Annotated in this window: 15 protein-coding genes and 3 tRNA genes; 11 read left to right on the top strand and 7 right to left on the bottom strand. The window is 61.1% G+C overall.

The window, feature by feature from the left end:
- Nucleotides 1-2: 2 nt before the first annotated feature.
- Together msrA and nudE are read right to left on the bottom strand one after the other, a co-directional pair.
- Entirely contained in the window at nucleotides 3-650 is a 648-nt protein-coding gene (gene msrA, locus AC13EY_RS06195; RefSeq protein ID WP_228245407.1) for a peptide-methionine (S)-S-oxide reductase MsrA, read from the bottom strand.
- 12 nt (nucleotides 651-662) lie between these two features.
- Entirely contained in the window at nucleotides 663-1,229 is a 567-nt protein-coding gene (gene nudE / locus AC13EY_RS06190; protein ID WP_088274592.1) for an ADP compounds hydrolase NudE, read from the bottom strand.
- 138 nt (nucleotides 1,230-1,367) lie between these two features.
- On the opposite strand from nudE, the gene yrfG reads away from it, so the two are divergent.
- A complete protein-coding gene (gene yrfG, locus AC13EY_RS06185; protein ID WP_228245406.1) occupies nucleotides 1,368-2,042 on the top strand; it encodes a GMP/IMP nucleotidase in 675 nt (224 codons plus the stop codon).
- 179 nt (nucleotides 2,043-2,221) lie between these two features.
- On the opposite strand, the gene rimK is transcribed toward yrfG, so the two are convergent.
- Both rimK and rimB read right to left on the bottom strand, forming a co-directional pair.
- Nucleotides 2,222-3,127, bottom strand: coding sequence for a 30S ribosomal protein S6--L-glutamate ligase (gene rimK / locus AC13EY_RS06180; RefSeq protein WP_088274596.1), 906 nt, complete (start codon nucleotides 3,125-3,127; stop codon nucleotides 2,222-2,224).
- Between the two features lie 57 nt (nucleotides 3,128-3,184).
- The gene (gene rimB / locus AC13EY_RS06175; protein WP_228245405.1) at nucleotides 3,185-3,646 is read right to left on the bottom strand and encodes a retropepsin-like aspartic endopeptidase RimB; all 462 of its coding nucleotides are present in this window, start codon (nucleotides 3,644-3,646) and stop codon (nucleotides 3,185-3,187) included.
- 102 nt (nucleotides 3,647-3,748) lie between these two features.
- Between rimB and AC13EY_RS06170 the strand changes: the two genes are divergently transcribed.
- The 6 genes from AC13EY_RS06170 to AC13EY_RS06145 all read left to right on the top strand — a co-directional run bounded on the left by AC13EY_RS06170 (nucleotide 3,749) and on the right by AC13EY_RS06145 (nucleotide 7,374).
- The gene (locus AC13EY_RS06170; RefSeq protein WP_233049005.1) at nucleotides 3,749-4,156 is read left to right on the top strand and encodes an RNA-binding S4 domain-containing protein; all 408 of its coding nucleotides are present in this window, start codon (nucleotides 3,749-3,751) and stop codon (nucleotides 4,154-4,156) included.
- Nucleotides 4,157-4,188: 32 nt separating this feature from the next.
- Nucleotides 4,189-5,070: an Hsp33 family molecular chaperone HslO gene (hslO, locus tag AC13EY_RS06165; protein WP_285677419.1), complete on the top strand. Its 882-nt coding sequence runs from the start codon at nucleotides 4,189-4,191 to the stop codon at nucleotides 5,068-5,070.
- Nucleotides 5,071-5,246: 176 nt separating this feature from the next.
- Nucleotides 5,247-6,794, top strand: a complete 1,548-nt coding sequence (locus AC13EY_RS06160) for a phosphoenolpyruvate carboxykinase (protein WP_088274604.1) — start codon at nucleotides 5,247-5,249, stop codon at nucleotides 6,792-6,794.
- 325 nt (nucleotides 6,795-7,119) lie between these two features.
- Nucleotides 7,120-7,195: transfer RNA gene (locus tag AC13EY_RS06155), tRNA-Asn, on the top strand.
- Nucleotides 7,196-7,207: 12 nt separating this feature from the next.
- A tRNA-Pro gene (locus AC13EY_RS06150) sits at nucleotides 7,208-7,284 on the top strand.
- A 14-nt stretch (nucleotides 7,285-7,298) separates the two neighbouring features.
- A tRNA-Lys gene (locus AC13EY_RS06145) sits at nucleotides 7,299-7,374 on the top strand.
- A 572-nt stretch (nucleotides 7,375-7,946) separates the two neighbouring features.
- Here AC13EY_RS06145 and AC13EY_RS06140 read toward each other — a convergent pair.
- Together AC13EY_RS06140 and AC13EY_RS06135 are read right to left on the bottom strand one after the other, a co-directional pair.
- Nucleotides 7,947-9,272, bottom strand: coding sequence for an NAD(P)/FAD-dependent oxidoreductase (locus AC13EY_RS06140; RefSeq protein ID WP_228245404.1), 1,326 nt, complete (start codon nucleotides 9,270-9,272; stop codon nucleotides 7,947-7,949).
- Between the two features lie 105 nt (nucleotides 9,273-9,377).
- Entirely contained in the window at nucleotides 9,378-9,554 is a 177-nt protein-coding gene (locus AC13EY_RS06135) for a DUF3094 family protein (RefSeq protein ID WP_088274608.1), read from the bottom strand.
- A gap of 147 nt (nucleotides 9,555-9,701) precedes the next feature.
- On the opposite strand from AC13EY_RS06135, the gene AC13EY_RS06130 reads away from it, so the two are divergent.
- Nucleotides 9,702-10,385, top strand: coding sequence for an energy-coupling factor ABC transporter permease (locus tag AC13EY_RS06130; RefSeq protein WP_228245403.1), 684 nt, complete (start codon nucleotides 9,702-9,704; stop codon nucleotides 10,383-10,385).
- 62 nt (nucleotides 10,386-10,447) lie between these two features.
- Nucleotides 10,448-10,663, top strand: coding sequence for a hypothetical protein (locus AC13EY_RS06125; RefSeq protein ID WP_088274611.1), 216 nt, complete (start codon nucleotides 10,448-10,450; stop codon nucleotides 10,661-10,663).
- 31 nt (nucleotides 10,664-10,694) lie between these two features.
- Here the strand turns inward: AC13EY_RS06125 and AC13EY_RS06120 are convergent, their stop codons facing one another.
- The gene (locus AC13EY_RS06120; RefSeq protein WP_228245402.1) at nucleotides 10,695-11,396 is read right to left on the bottom strand and encodes an SIMPL domain-containing protein; all 702 of its coding nucleotides are present in this window, start codon (nucleotides 11,394-11,396) and stop codon (nucleotides 10,695-10,697) included.
- Nucleotides 11,397-11,548: 152 nt separating this feature from the next.
- Between AC13EY_RS06120 and AC13EY_RS06115 the strand changes: the two genes are divergently transcribed.
- Nucleotides 11,549-12,817: an ATP-binding protein gene (locus AC13EY_RS06115; RefSeq protein ID WP_228245563.1), complete on the top strand. Its 1,269-nt coding sequence runs from the start codon at nucleotides 11,549-11,551 to the stop codon at nucleotides 12,815-12,817.
- The gene (locus AC13EY_RS06110; protein WP_088274616.1) at nucleotides 12,817-13,371 is read left to right on the top strand and encodes a response regulator transcription factor; all 555 of its coding nucleotides are present in this window, start codon (nucleotides 12,817-12,819) and stop codon (nucleotides 13,369-13,371) included. The genes AC13EY_RS06115 and AC13EY_RS06110 overlap by 1 nt, the downstream gene beginning before the upstream one ends.
- The last annotated feature ends 212 nt before the right edge of the window (nucleotides 13,372-13,583 follow it).

Below are 13,583 nucleotides of genomic sequence, written 5' to 3'. Positions count from 1 at the left end.
GTTCAACCCGGAAGACACACTCCGGTGCCGCCCAGACCGCAGTAGCCGCCGGGGTTCTTGGCCAGATACTGCTGGTGGTAGTCCTCGGCGTAGTAGAAGGTTGGCGCGGGCAGGATCTCGGTAGTGATCTCGCCCAGGCCGGCCTCCTGCAGCGCATTGGCATAGTTGGCCTTGCTGGCCTCGGCGATGGCGCGCTGGGCCATGTCGCTGACGTAGATACCGGATCGGTATTGGGTGCCCTGGTCATTGCCCTGGCGCATGCCCTGGGTCGGGTTGTGCGATTCCCAGAACACCTTGAGCAGGTGCTGCAGTGACACCGCCTCCGGATCGAACACCACCAGCACCACCTCGTTATGGCCGGTCATGCCGGAGCAGACTTCCTCGTAGGTCGGGTTGGGCGTCAGGCCGCCGGCGTAGCCGACTGCAGTGCTGTATACGCCGGGCACCTGCCAGAAGCGTCGCTCGGCACCCCAGAAGCAGCCAAGGCCGACGATCAGCGTCTGCATCTGCTCGGGGAAGGGGGGATGCAGTGGCGTACCCAGGACGCTATGGGTGGTCTGGCTGGTCTGAATCGGAGTGTCGCGACCGGGTAAGGCCTCTTCGGCCGTGGGCAGACGCAGCTTGTGTTCAGGTAGGCGTTGGAAGAACATTTTTCGGCTCCTTCAGCGCTGCAGTTCGCCGCGCTGTTCCAGCAGGTCACGCACCAGATACAGGGCAGCCAGAGCGCGGCCTTCGGTAAAGTTGCTGCGGGCATTCAGTTCGCTAAGTTCGTACAGATCGACCTGGTCCACCCGGATCGGCTCCGGCTCGTCGCCCGGCAGGCGTTTTTCGTACAGGTTGCGGGCCAGCACTACCGCGATCTTCTGGCTCATGTAACCCGGCGAGAGCGACAAATGGGTCAGAAATTCCAGTTGTTCTGCACCAAAACCGGCCTCTTCCATCAGTTCGCGGTTGGCGGCCTCCAGCACGTCCTCGCCCGGTTCAACCAGCCCCTTTGGTAGTGACAGCTGATAGTCGTCCGTGCCGCCGCAATATTCCTCGATCAGCACCGCGGTGCGGTTGTCGCGCAGGGCAACCACCATGACGGCACCGTAACCCTGACCCTTGTTGACCAGCCGTTCATAGGTCCGCTCCACCCCGTTGCTGAAGCGCAACTGGACTTGCTCAACGGTAAACAGGCGGCTCTTGGCGACAATCTTTGCTTCCAGCGTTTCCGGCTTCTGCGGCATGGGGGCTCCGTGGTGATCGACCGATTGCGTGGGACGTGCTGAGCATCGCCGCCTGAGCTCTGGTGTTCAGGGTGGGTTGAGTCAACCAGCGCGTCCGCTGGTATCATAGCCGCACCTCAAGCCCAAGCCCAACCGCCAATGCTCAACTGGAATGCAATTGATACCGTGCTGCTCGATATGGACGGCACACTGCTCGATCTGCACTTTGATAACCACTTCTGGCTGGAGCACATGCCGGCCTGCTATGCCCGTCATCACGGCCAGTCGATTGAATGGGCCAAGACGGAATTGTACGCCATGATGAATGCCATTCAGGGCCAGCTGGACTGGTACTGTCTGGACTACTGGACCCGTGAGCTGGGGCTGCCGATTGTCGAATTGAAGCGCGAGATTGCGCATCTCATCAGCCTGCGTCCGGACGCCGACACCTTCCTGCGGGCACTGCAACGCAGTGGCCGGCAGGTGGTGCTGATCACCAACGCTCATCGGGATTCACTGTCGCTGAAGATGGAGCGGGTGGAGTTGCGTACCTGGTTTCAGCGGCTGATCAGCTCCCACGATTACGGCTACCCCAAGGAAACTCAGGCGTTCTGGCACGCCCTGCAGGCCGACCTGCCGTTCGACCCCGAGCGTACGCTGTTTATCGACGACAGCCTCAGTGTGCTGCGTTCAGCGCGCGAATATGGCATTGCCCACCTGCTGGCCGTGCGCGAGCCCGACAGCCGAGGCGCACGACGCTATACCGAGGAGTTTGAGGCGGTGGAGGATTACGCGGAGCTGGCTGCCGCCATCACCCGCGCCAGCGCGGGCTGAGTCGGCAGCTCCAAGCCGCAAGCTTCAAGACGACCCTGTGAGGCGTCGTGTCGCGCGGGTTTTCTTTTGACTGCGCATTGCAGCAAATAGCGCTTGGAGACAGTTGATGGCCGCGGCGCCGAACCCATCCTAATTTGGCTTGTGGCTTGTGGCTTGTGGCTTGTGGCTTGTGTCTTGCCCTAGCCCTTCCCCTTGGTGCGCGTCTGGTTGGGTCGGGCGGTTTTCTCGATGTAGTCAATGATCAGGCCGGCGACGTCCTTGCCGGTGGTGGTCTCGATGCCTTCCAGACCTGGGGAGGAGTTCACTTCCATGACTACAGGGCCGTGGTTGGAACGCAGGATGTCGACCCCGGCCACGCTCAGGCCCATGACCTTGGCGGCCCGTACGGCGGTCATCCGCTCTTCCGGGGTGATCTTGATCAGGCTGGCGCTGCCACCGCGGTGCAGGTTGGAACGGAATTCGCCGGGCTTGGCCTGGCGCTTCATGGCGGCGATCACCTTGTCGCCTACTACCAGGCAGCGAATGTCGGCGCCGCCGGCTTCGCGAATGTATTCCTGCACCATGATGTTGGCTTTCAGGCCCATAAAGGCTTCGAGCACCGACTCGGCGGCCTTTTCGGTTTCACACAGCACCACACCGATACCCTGGGTGCCTTCCAGCAGTTTGATTACCAGCGGCGCGCCGCCAACCATGCTGATCAGGTCCGGAATGTCGTCTGGGGAGTGGGCGAAGCCGGTTACCGGCAGGCCCACGCCCTTGCGGGCCAGCAGTTGCAGCGAGCGCAGTTTGTCGCGCGAGCGGCTGATGGCTACCGACTCGTTGAGCGGGAACACGCCCATCATCTCGAACTGGCGCAGTACTGCAGTGCCGTAGAAGGTGATAGAGGCGCCGATACGCGGAATCACCGCGTCGAAGCCTTCCAGCTCTTCGCCCTTGTAGTGAATCGACGGCTTGTGGCTGGCGATGTTCATGTAGGCGCGCAGGGTGTCGATTACCCGCACCTCGTGGCCACGTTCTGTCGCCGCCTCGATTAACCGGCGGGTGGAGTACAAATTGGCGTTACGCGACAGAATCGCAATCTTCATTCTGGGTCCCTTGACGCTGCAATGCGCTGTAGTGGGGGTATGTAAGGGTATGGTCTATCAGCGAGGCGTTTCGAGCAGGGGCTTTTCCTGCACGAAACGGAGTCCCGGATTGATTACCAGCTGGGCATCCTGCATCGCCGTGCAGCCGATCAGCATGCGATAGCGCATGGCTTTTCGGCAGGTCAGGGTTATCTCAACGTCCCAGCGTCGATCACCCAGTACCATCGGTGTGCGGATGACGTGACGCTCCTGCATCTGACCGTTGGAACTCTTGATTCGTTTCAAGTCGACCAGGCGGGCTTCACAGCTCCGGGTGTATTGACGGGTACGGCTACCAATGTGCGCATCAAAGCGAACCCAGGTCTGGTCGTCACGCTCGAAGGTGCGGATGTTACTGGCATGCAGGGCAGAGGTTTTGGCGCCGCTGTCGATCTTGGCGATCATCTGGCTTATGCCGAGTTCGGGCAGCGCGACCCACTCTCGCAGGCCGATCACGCTCAGATGATCAAAGGTTTTCACAGCGGTATCTCCAGGCCCGGGGCCATTGGGCGCGCATCATGCTGCAAGTCTCCGGTTTCGACAAGCCTGTTATAGTGCGCCTGCGAGAGGAGTACAAACCCGATGCAGCAAGAAGGCAAAGTCCGCCTGGATAAATGGCTCTGGGCGGCCCGTTTTTTCAAGACCCGTTCGCTGGCCAAGGCGGCCATCGAAGGCGGGAAGGTGCAGTGCGCAGGCGAGCGCTGCAAGGCCAGCAAGGAGATCCGTGTCGGCGATGTGTTGAGCATTCGTCAGGGGCTGGATCAGAAGACGGTAGAGGTGCTGGTGCTGTCCGAGCAGCGCCGTGGCGCGCCTGAAGCGCAGTTGCTCTATCGCGAGAGCGAGGGCAGCATTGCCGCACGCGAGGCGGCAGCGGCGCAACGCAAGGCGCTGGGCGCCGGCGGGCAGATCAGTGACGGCCGGCCGAGCAAGAAGCAGCGCCGGCAGATCTTCCGTTTTCGCGATGAACGTAATACACCGGCCGAGGACTGATTGGGTATAATCGCGCCTTTTGAAGGTGCATCATGGCCGCTCAGGACATTACCCAACGCTTTCTGTTTGAAAACGCCGACGTGCGCGGCGAGCTGGTGTCCGCCGATCAGAGCTACCGCGAAATCCTCGCCAAGCACCCCTATCCGCAGCCGGTTCAGGCGCTGCTGGGTGAAATGCTGGCAGCTGCGGTGCTGCTCTCGACCACCATCAAATTCGACGGGCTGCTGATTCTGCAGGCCCGTTCCAGCGGTCCGCTGTCGACCCTGATGGTCGAGTGTTCCAGCAAACAGGGGGTGCGCGGCATCGCCCGGTATGCCGACGATCTCAGCGGTGAAACCCTCGGTGAGTTGATGCCCGACGGCGTGCTGGCGATCACCATCGATCCGGACAGGGGGCAGCGCTACCAGGGCATCGTGTCGCTGGAAGGCGGCTCGCTGGCCGAATCGCTGGGCAGCTACTTCGCCAACTCCGAGCAGCTGCCGACCCGTTTCCGGCTGCATGCCGATGGTCGCGTAGCCCGCGGCTTCCTGCTGCAGGCGCTGCCGGCCGACCGTCAGAAGGACGAGCAGGAGCGCGCCGATACCTGGGCACACCTGAACGTGCTGGCCGATACCATTACCGCCGAAGAGCTGATTGGTCTGGATAACGAAACCCTGCTGCATCGCCTCTATCACCAGGAAGAGGTGCGACTGTTTGACGCGCAGCCGGTGCATTTCGAATGCAGCTGCTCGATGGAGCGTTCCGGCAATGCGCTGGTCAGCCTCGGGCAGGACGATGTCCTCGCGCTGCTAGAAGAACAGGGCGGTGAGATCACGGTCGACTGTCAGTTCTGCAATAGCCGTTACCGTTTTGATGAGCCCGCGGTGCAGGCGCTTTTTGCCGCTGCAGCCGAGCACGCGAAGGGTTTGCATTAAACGACAACGGCGCGGGCTTAGCGACTTTGTCTTTTTTTTGGCATAATGGCGCGCCTGCGCGCTGAGTCCGCGCTGAGTCAATGGACGAAAACCAACCTGAACCCCCACGGACTTAGGCCGAATCGGTCGGTCTTTAGATAGATACATTCGGTCAAAGTCGAAGAGGACCCTGTTTGATGACGCAAGCTACCAATACCGTGTACACCGACCTGAGCGTGGCACACCTGATCGAGCTGGCCATTCAGCGCAACGAAGGCCAACTGGCAGATACTGGCGCTCTGGTAGTCAAGACCGGTGCACGTACCGGCCGCTCGCCGATGGACCGTTTTATCGTTGACGAGCCGTCCACCAGCTCTGCGATTGCCTGGGGCGCGGTAAACCGTCCGTTCCCGGCTGACAAGTTTGACGCCCTGTGGGCCCGCGTTGCCGACTATCTGGGCGCGCGCGAAAGCTTCGTATCCCACGTCCACGTTGGTGCCGATCCGGCCCACTACCTGCCGGTCGTGATGGAAACCGAGACGGCATGGCACAACGTGTTCGGTCGCACCCTGTTCATCAATCCGGAAGCCTACAACCCGGCTTCTCGCGACGAGTGGCAGATCATGAACGCCCCGTACTTCGTCTGCGAGCCTGAGCGTGACGGTACCAACAGCGAAGGCTGCGTGATCATCAACTTCGCCCAGCGCAAGGTCCTGCTGGCCGGCATGCAATACGCCGGTGAAATGAAGAAAGCCATGTTCTCCGTGCAGAACTTCCTGTTGCCGGCCAAGGACGTGCTGCCGATGCACTGTGCCGCCAACGTCGGCGACAACGGTGACACCACCCTGTTCTTCGGTCTGTCCGGCACCGGCAAGACCACCCTGTCTGCCGACGAGTCCCGTAACCTGATCGGTGACGACGAGCACGGCTGGGCAGAAGGCTCCGTGTTCAACATCGAAGGTGGCTGCTACGCCAAGTGCATCGACCTGTCGCAGAAGAACGAGCCGGTCATCTGGAATGCCATCAAGTTCGGCTCCATCGTCGAGAACGTGGTTATCGACCCGGTTACCCGTCATGCCGACTACACCGATGTCAGTCTGACCCAGAACACCCGTGCCGCCTACCCGCTGGAGCACGTCGAGAAGCGCGTTGTTGCCAATATGGCCGGTGAGCCGAACGCGATCATCTTCCTGACCTGTGACCTGACTGGTGTGCTGCCGCCGGTGTCCATCCTGAACAACGAGCAGGCCGCCTACCACTTCCTGTCCGGTTACACCGCGCTGGTCGGTTCGACCGAAATGGGTTCGGGCGGCGGTATCAAGTCGACCTTCTCTACCTGCTTCGGTGCGCCGTTCTTCCCGCGTCCTGCCGGCGAGTACGCCGAGCTGCTGATCAAGCGCATCAATGCGTTCGGCAGCAAGGTCTACCTGGTCAACACCGGCTGGACCGGTGGCCCGTACGGTACCGGCAGCCGCTTCAGTATCCCGACTACCCGCGCGATCATTGCGGCAATTCAGTCTGGCGCGCTGGTCGGTGTCGAGACCGAGCACCTGCCGGTTATCAATCTGGACGTTCCGGTTGCTGTGCCTGGCGTTGAAACCAAGCTCTTGAACCCGCGTAACACCTGGGCGAGCAGTGCAGACTACGACAAGGCGGCGCAGGATCTGGCCAAGCTGTTCGTCGACAACTTCACCAAGTTCGATGTGTCTGACGCCATCGTCGCTGCGGGTCCACAGCTGGGCTAAGCCGCAGACAAGCCGCGTTAACGAAACCCGCCCGATGGCGGGTTTCGTGTTTTCAGGGTTGCCGTTTGGCGATGTGCGATGCAGGTTCGCCAATGTCGCGTCTGCGTCCGGGCCGGTGCCTTTGCGGCGCGAAAACATGGCAGATGTACACCCCTCCCGGTGGTGACCATACGGAAGGGGGATCGATTGCCACGGCTTTCGATAGAACATTGAAATAAAAGAGATAAAAAGGGTTGACACTCCTGCGCTGGTCGGTAAAATGGCGCGCCTCAGCAGGGGATATGTGTTACCAACCACTGCCGCTGTTGAGATGTTTCAAGGCCGGTCCGCGATAGCTCAGTCGGTAGAGCAAATGACTGTTAATCATTGGGTCCCTGGTTCGAGTCCAGGTCGCGGAGCCAACTTGAGATAAACGGGGTATAGCGCAGCCTGGTAGCGCGCCTGCTTTGGGAGCAGGATGTCGAGAGTTCGAATCCCTCTACCCCGACCAGTTTTTTTGAGCATGGGTCGTTAGCTCAGTTGGTAGAGCAGTTGGCTTTTAACCAATTGGTCGTAGGTTCGAATCCTACACGACCCACCACTCAAAACCTTCCTCGTAGTATCTTTCCTTTCTATCTGAATCAGTTCTCCTGGCCTGCCTTGTGCGGGTTTTTTGCGTTTCTGGCTGGCGTCTGGGTATGCCATGGCTGCGTCTGTAGTCTCGTTTGTTAACAAGCGTGTGCCCCGGCATCCACCTCGAGCGCGCCGTTTAAGCATGGAAAGACAAGTAGCGCGGTTAGTTCCTGCATTGCGCTGCCACTGAATCCGCTTTTCGCCTTCGCGGCGAGCCAAGGGGGGCCGCTTGCCCGGCCCCCCTTGGCGATCCCCCCGGGCACCCGGCTACGCGGCCCTTCGGGTTCGCTGCGTTGCTCTGGCCGACGGGGAGTCGCAGAACTCGGGGCTGCGCCCCTCAAACATGCTGCGACTCTTTTTCCCGCCGGCCCTGCGCTACTCGCCCGCGTAAACGGGACGAACCCCGGTGCCCACTCCATCATTCGGCTATTTGGTTAACGGCTTTGGTCTCTTGCCTGTCGCGCCACCCAGTCGATAGTTCGCGACGCACCAAAACAAAACCCCGCACGTGGCGGGGTTTGTTGGTGGCCTCAGAGGCGCTCAGTGCAGCTTCAGGCGCGGTTCGGTCGATCGGCCGAACTGGTCGCTCAACATCAGCATCAACGTGCGTGGAACGCCGTAGAGGGCCATCTGGTGCATGCGATAGAGCGACACGTAGAAGATCCTTGCCAGGCGCCCCTCCAGCATCACGTTACCGGTCAGGTTGCCCATCAGGTTGCCGACGGCGCTGAAGCTCGACAGCGAGATCAGCGAGCCGTAGTCGCGGTAGGTGTATTCGCTCTGCGGCTTGCCTTCCAGCAGGCGGCAGAGGTTTTTTGCCAGCAGGCTGGCCTGCTGGTGGGCTGCCTGCGCGCGTGGTGGAACAAACTTGCCGGGCTCGTCAGTGGGGCAGGCCGCGCAGTCGCCGAAGGCATAGATGCGCTCTTCGCCGTTGACCTTGAGGGTGCGGTCCACTTCCAGCTGGTTGATCCGGTTGGTCGGCATGCCGAGGGTTGCCAGAAATGCCGGCGCACGAATGCCGGCAGCCCAGACCTTCAGGCTGGCGGGAATCTCTTCGCCGTTACCGAGTACCAGTCGGTCTGCCTTGACCTCCTTGACCGGTGAGCCGGTGTGCAGGTGCACGCCGAGGTCGCGCAGGATTTCGGTCACCGGGCCGCTGATGCGTTCCGGCAGTGCCGGCAGCAGGCGCGGGCTGGCCTCGATGATGTTGATATTGAGGTCTTCCGGGCTGATCCGGTTGAAGCCGTAGGCCCGCAGCATCTGCGCTGCGTGGTGCAGTTCCGCAGACAGTTCAACCCCGGTGGCCCCGGCGCCAATGATGGCAACGTTGATGGGCTCTCGGGTGGTGCCACGTTCGCTTGCCTGCGCTTTCATGTACTGATTGAGCAGGCTGCGATGAAAGCGCTCGGCCTGGGCGCGGGTGTCGAGGAACAGGCAGTGCTCGGCTGCACCCGGGGTATTGAAGTCATTGGTGGTGCTGCCGACGGAGATCACCAGGTAGTCGTAGTCCAGCTCGCGTGGGGCGATCAGCTCGTCGCCGTTCTCGTCATGGATGGCGGCCAGCTGGATGGTCCGACGCTCGCGATCCAGACTCGTCATGGCGCCCAACTGAAAGTTGAAGTGGTTCCACTTGCCCTGGGCGACGTAATTCAGCTCATCTTCGGTCGAATTGAGCGAGCCGGCGGCGACTTCGTGCAGCAGCGGCTTCCAGATGTGGGTCATGTTGGCGTCGACCAGGGTAATTCTGGCCTTGCCCTTGCGGCCCAGTTTGCGCCCCAGTCGGGTGGCTAGCTCAAGCCCGCCGGCGCCGCCGCCGACAACGACAATGCGCGGTGGTACTGCGGGAGATGCGTTGGAGTCTGACATCTTGGTTTCTCACGGATAATGGAAACGGGCGTCAGTCAACGGCCGAAAGCGGGCACGCTGGGCGTCAGGGCTGGAGTGGCGGGCAGTGACCGGTTGGCCGAATGATCAGGCAACCGCAAACTGGGCCAGCAGGCGTGACAGCAGGCCCAGACCAATGACCGAGCCCGCCACCAGGGCGATCAGGATCCATACGCGAAAAGGGCGGCGCTCGACCCGGTGAACCGGGGAGGACAGGTATTCGTCAACGCGCTTCTGGTCTTCGGGGTGGAGTCGGCTGGGCATTGGGATGGCCTTCTTGTGTCGTTGCAGTACGTTGCTGCGGCTAAGGCTTGACTGACTTTGCGGTCATTCTAGACCCTTGCCGGGGTGATTGCATTACTCCTTTGGATCAGCCTGCTATCATCGCTGCCACCGGCTCTGGAGGTCGCCATGCTGTCCGATGCACTACTGACACCCCTGCAGTTGACGCTTTGTCTGCTGATTTACGGCGCGGCCACGCTGTGGGCGCTGGCGCGGGTCAGCTGGGTTGAGCTGATCGCCGACAGCCGTCGTCAGCATCTGTTTTACGGCAGCGCGTTTGCGTTGGCCGTACTCTGGCTGGTTCGCCGCGAGTTCGATAGCGGTCTGACCATGCATTTCATCGGTGTAACCGCAGTGACCCTGATCCTCGACTGGCCGCTGGCACTGGTGGCCGGTGCGCTGGCGCAATTGGCGCTGGTACTGCTGGGGCAGGACGACGTTGCTGCTCTGGGAGCCAACGGTGTGCTGCGGTTGCTGGTGCCGGTGCTGATCACGGTGGCGATAGCCCGGGCGCTGGAGTCGAGGCAGCCACGAAATCTGTTCCTGTATATCTTCATCAGTGGCTTCTTTGCAGCCGGTCTCAGCGCGGTGGGTACGGTGCTCAGTGGCATGGGGTTGCTGCATTGGTCCGGCCAGTTGCAGGCGCCGGACAGCCTGGTCGAGCTGTTTGGGTATCTGCTGCTGGTCATGTTTCCCGAGGCCTTTATCAATGGCACGGTAATCGCCGCGCTGATTGTCTTTCATCCGGACTGGGTTGAGACGTTCAATACCGATCGTTACCTGCAGGCGCCATTGGACGATGACAAATCCTGAGGCAGATCAATGTCGTGCGCCGTGCCGGGTGTTCAAATGAGCTACCACAGAGGAGAGAAGACATGTCTGCCTACACAATTGCCAAACAGGTCATGGCTGAGGCCATCGAAAAGGCCGCCGCTGCCGGCCATGACGAGCAGGCGCTGGCCCGCGCGCTGATGAGTGAAGTCATTGCGGTCTACAAAAAGGCGCGCACGCAGCAGGATATTGCCAGTGAACTGAACTTTCTCGCCAACAACCTGGATGACGATGAAGAGTACGCCTTCATGCGCCCCTGAGCAGGGCGCATGAACGGTTGTTGCTGACAGGTCAGTCGCGCACTTCGATCACGCCGTCGGCGCTGACAGTGACGTCGGATTGGCCGCCTTCCACCTCAGGCGCGCTGCCTGACATGTCGGCAGCCATCATGACCTTTTCGGCGCGGTAGCGCATTGGCTGCATGTACTGGGTATTGAGGTTCAGGTTGACAATCTTGTAGTCGCTGCCGCCAAGGCTGCGGGTAGCGATATCGGCGCGGGCCTTGAACGCCTCGATGGCCTTGGCGATAAGCTGGTCCTCGGTCTGTCTGCGGCTGTCGGCCGACAGGCTGAACTGCATGCTGCCGAGGCTGAGTTCGCCGAGCATTTGGCCGGTCAGCGCCGAGATGGCCGCGAAGTCACTGCCCTCGATGCTGATCTCACCGCGCTCACGCCAGCCCACGATATTCTCGCCCTTTTCGTCATAGACCGGGTGGCTGCTGCGGTTACCGCTGCTGACGCGGATGCCGCTGGCCTTGCGTGCGGTTTCCAGACCGGCATTGAGGCGGCGGGTAATAGTTTCGGCCAGCTTGGCCGGGTCGCGGTCCTGGGCTTCGGTGTAGAAGGTCACCTGCATGGTGTCATGATTGACCGCCTGCTCGACCTGGGTGCGCAGCGATATCTGGTTGTAGCGGATGTCATCCGCCTGGGCGCCGCCGGCAAGCAGCGATCCGGCGAGCAGCAGGCCAGTCATTGGCAGAAGTGGTTTACCCATGGTGTTCTCCTTGTTCAGTGCACAGTCAGACCCATGCAAACGCAGCTGGTTCCCGATTCCCGGCTGCGCCTGATTGTGCGACCCTGTGTCACCTCGGCGCCATTCGTCGAGCTTCCTATACTGGAGTTTTTTGCGTGCCGCACCGAACCCTTATGAGCCTCAATACGCTGGCCCTCTCGCCGTCGAGTCAGAATCTCTGGCGGGTAGTACTGATTCGTCTGCTGGTCCTGCTGGCCCAAAGCATATCGGTGATGGCGGCCTATCTCTGCGGCTGGTTTCCATTACCCTGGACGCCGCTGCTGATCACCCTGAGTGTCTCGGCGGGAGTAAGCATTCTGACGCTGCTGCGGCTGCGCAGCAGCTGGCCGGTCACCAGTGTCGAGTACGCCCTGCAGCTGCTGTTCGATATGGCGATCCACAGCGTCCTGCTTTATTACTCGGGCGGCCCGACCAACCCTTTCGTGTCTTATTATCTTGTACCGCTGACCATTGCCGCCGCGACGCTCCCCTGGTTCTTTACCGCCATCCTGGCGATCGTTGCGGTGACCTCCTACAGTGCGCTGCTGGTCTGGTATATGCCGCTCAACGCCTTCGATATTCCACTCGCCGGCGGCCTGATCAATCTGCACGTCATCGGCATGTGGCTCAACTTTGCCATGAGTGCCGGCCTGATCAGCCTCTTTGTCGTGCGGATGGCCGACGCGCTGCGTCTGCACGCCGATCGGCTGGCCGAGCGCCGCGAGCAGAGCGCGCGAGATGCTCAACTCCTGGGGATTGCGAGCGTCGCCGCTGGCGCCGCCCATGAACTGTCTACGCCGCTGTCGACCATGAGTGTGCTGCTCAAGGAAATCAGCAAGGATTACAGTGATCCGCAGTTGCAGGAGGACCTTACCGTTCTGCAGGAGCAGGTTAAGCTGTGCAAGGAGAGCCTGCAGCACATGGTGCGCAGTGCGGAAGACAGTCGCCGTCAACCGGAGAAGGTACAGGCGGGTGACGAGTGGCTGCGTGCGATGCTGGCGCGCTGGCAACTGATGCGCCCCGAGGCGTCCTGGCAACTGCAACCCTTGCCGCAGGAGCCTGCGCCTCTGTTGCGGGCGACGCCTGAGCTGGGTCAGGGTATTCTCAACTTGTTGAATAATGCCGCTGATGCCTGTCCGGACAACATCCAGATCAGCCTGCACTGGAACAGCGGCCAGATTATTCTGCGTATCCGGGATCATGGTCCGGGTGTGCCGTTGCATATTGCCGAACAGCTGGGTACCGCGTTTGTCACGACCAAGGGCAAGAAGGGGTTCGGGCTTGGGCTGTTCCTCAGTCAGGCCGCCGTTTCGCGATTGGGCGGCAGTGTAAAGCTGTTTAATCAGGATGGTGGTGGTACCCTCACCGAAGTACGGTTGCCGGTGGTGACAGGAGAAAATTGATGACTGAAGAGACGATTCAGGAAGATCAGCCGCTGCTGCTGATGGTGGATGACGATCCGACCTTTACCCGGGTCATGGCGCGGGCATTGAGTCGCCGTGGCTTGCAGGTAGAAACCGCAGGCGGAGCAGACGAAGCCATGCGCATCGCGCGTGAGCGTCGGCCCGATTACGCGGTGCTGGACCTGAAGATGGAAGGAGACTCCGGGCTGGTGCTGATGCCGAAGCTGCTGGAGCTGTACCCTGATCTGCGTATCGTGATCCTGACCGGTTACTCAAGCATTGCCACCGCCGTAGAGGCGATCAAGCGCGGCGCCTGCAACTACCTGTGCAAACCCGCCGATGCCGACGACGTTCTGACTGCCCTGCTGTCGGAACAGGCCGATCCCGAGTCGCTGGTGCCCGAACACCCGATGTCGGTCGACCGGCTGCAGTGGGAGCATATCCAGCGCGTACTGGCCGAACATGACGGCAATATCTCTGCCACCGCCCGGGCGCTGGGCATGCACCGCCGGACCCTGCAGCGCAAACTGCAGAAGAGGCCGGTGCGCCGCTAGCGCTTCGCGCCAGCTGCAAGCTACAAGCTACAAGCTACAAGCTACAAGAAAAAACCGCGCTGATGCTAATCGCGCGGTTCAGACTGCTGACAAAGCCCCTAGCCGAAAGGCGGGGGCTTTTGTTTAATGGGTTGTCGTTTACTGCAGGCCAACCCGATGCTCAAACCCCCTTCACCCAAACAGCACGCGCTGGAGATGGTCACCCTCGAAGA

The organism is Halopseudomonas sp. L-58, assembly GCF_056859475.1.
Note: the sequence above shows the minus strand (reverse complement) of the source record. Positions and strands in the feature narration are given on the sequence as shown.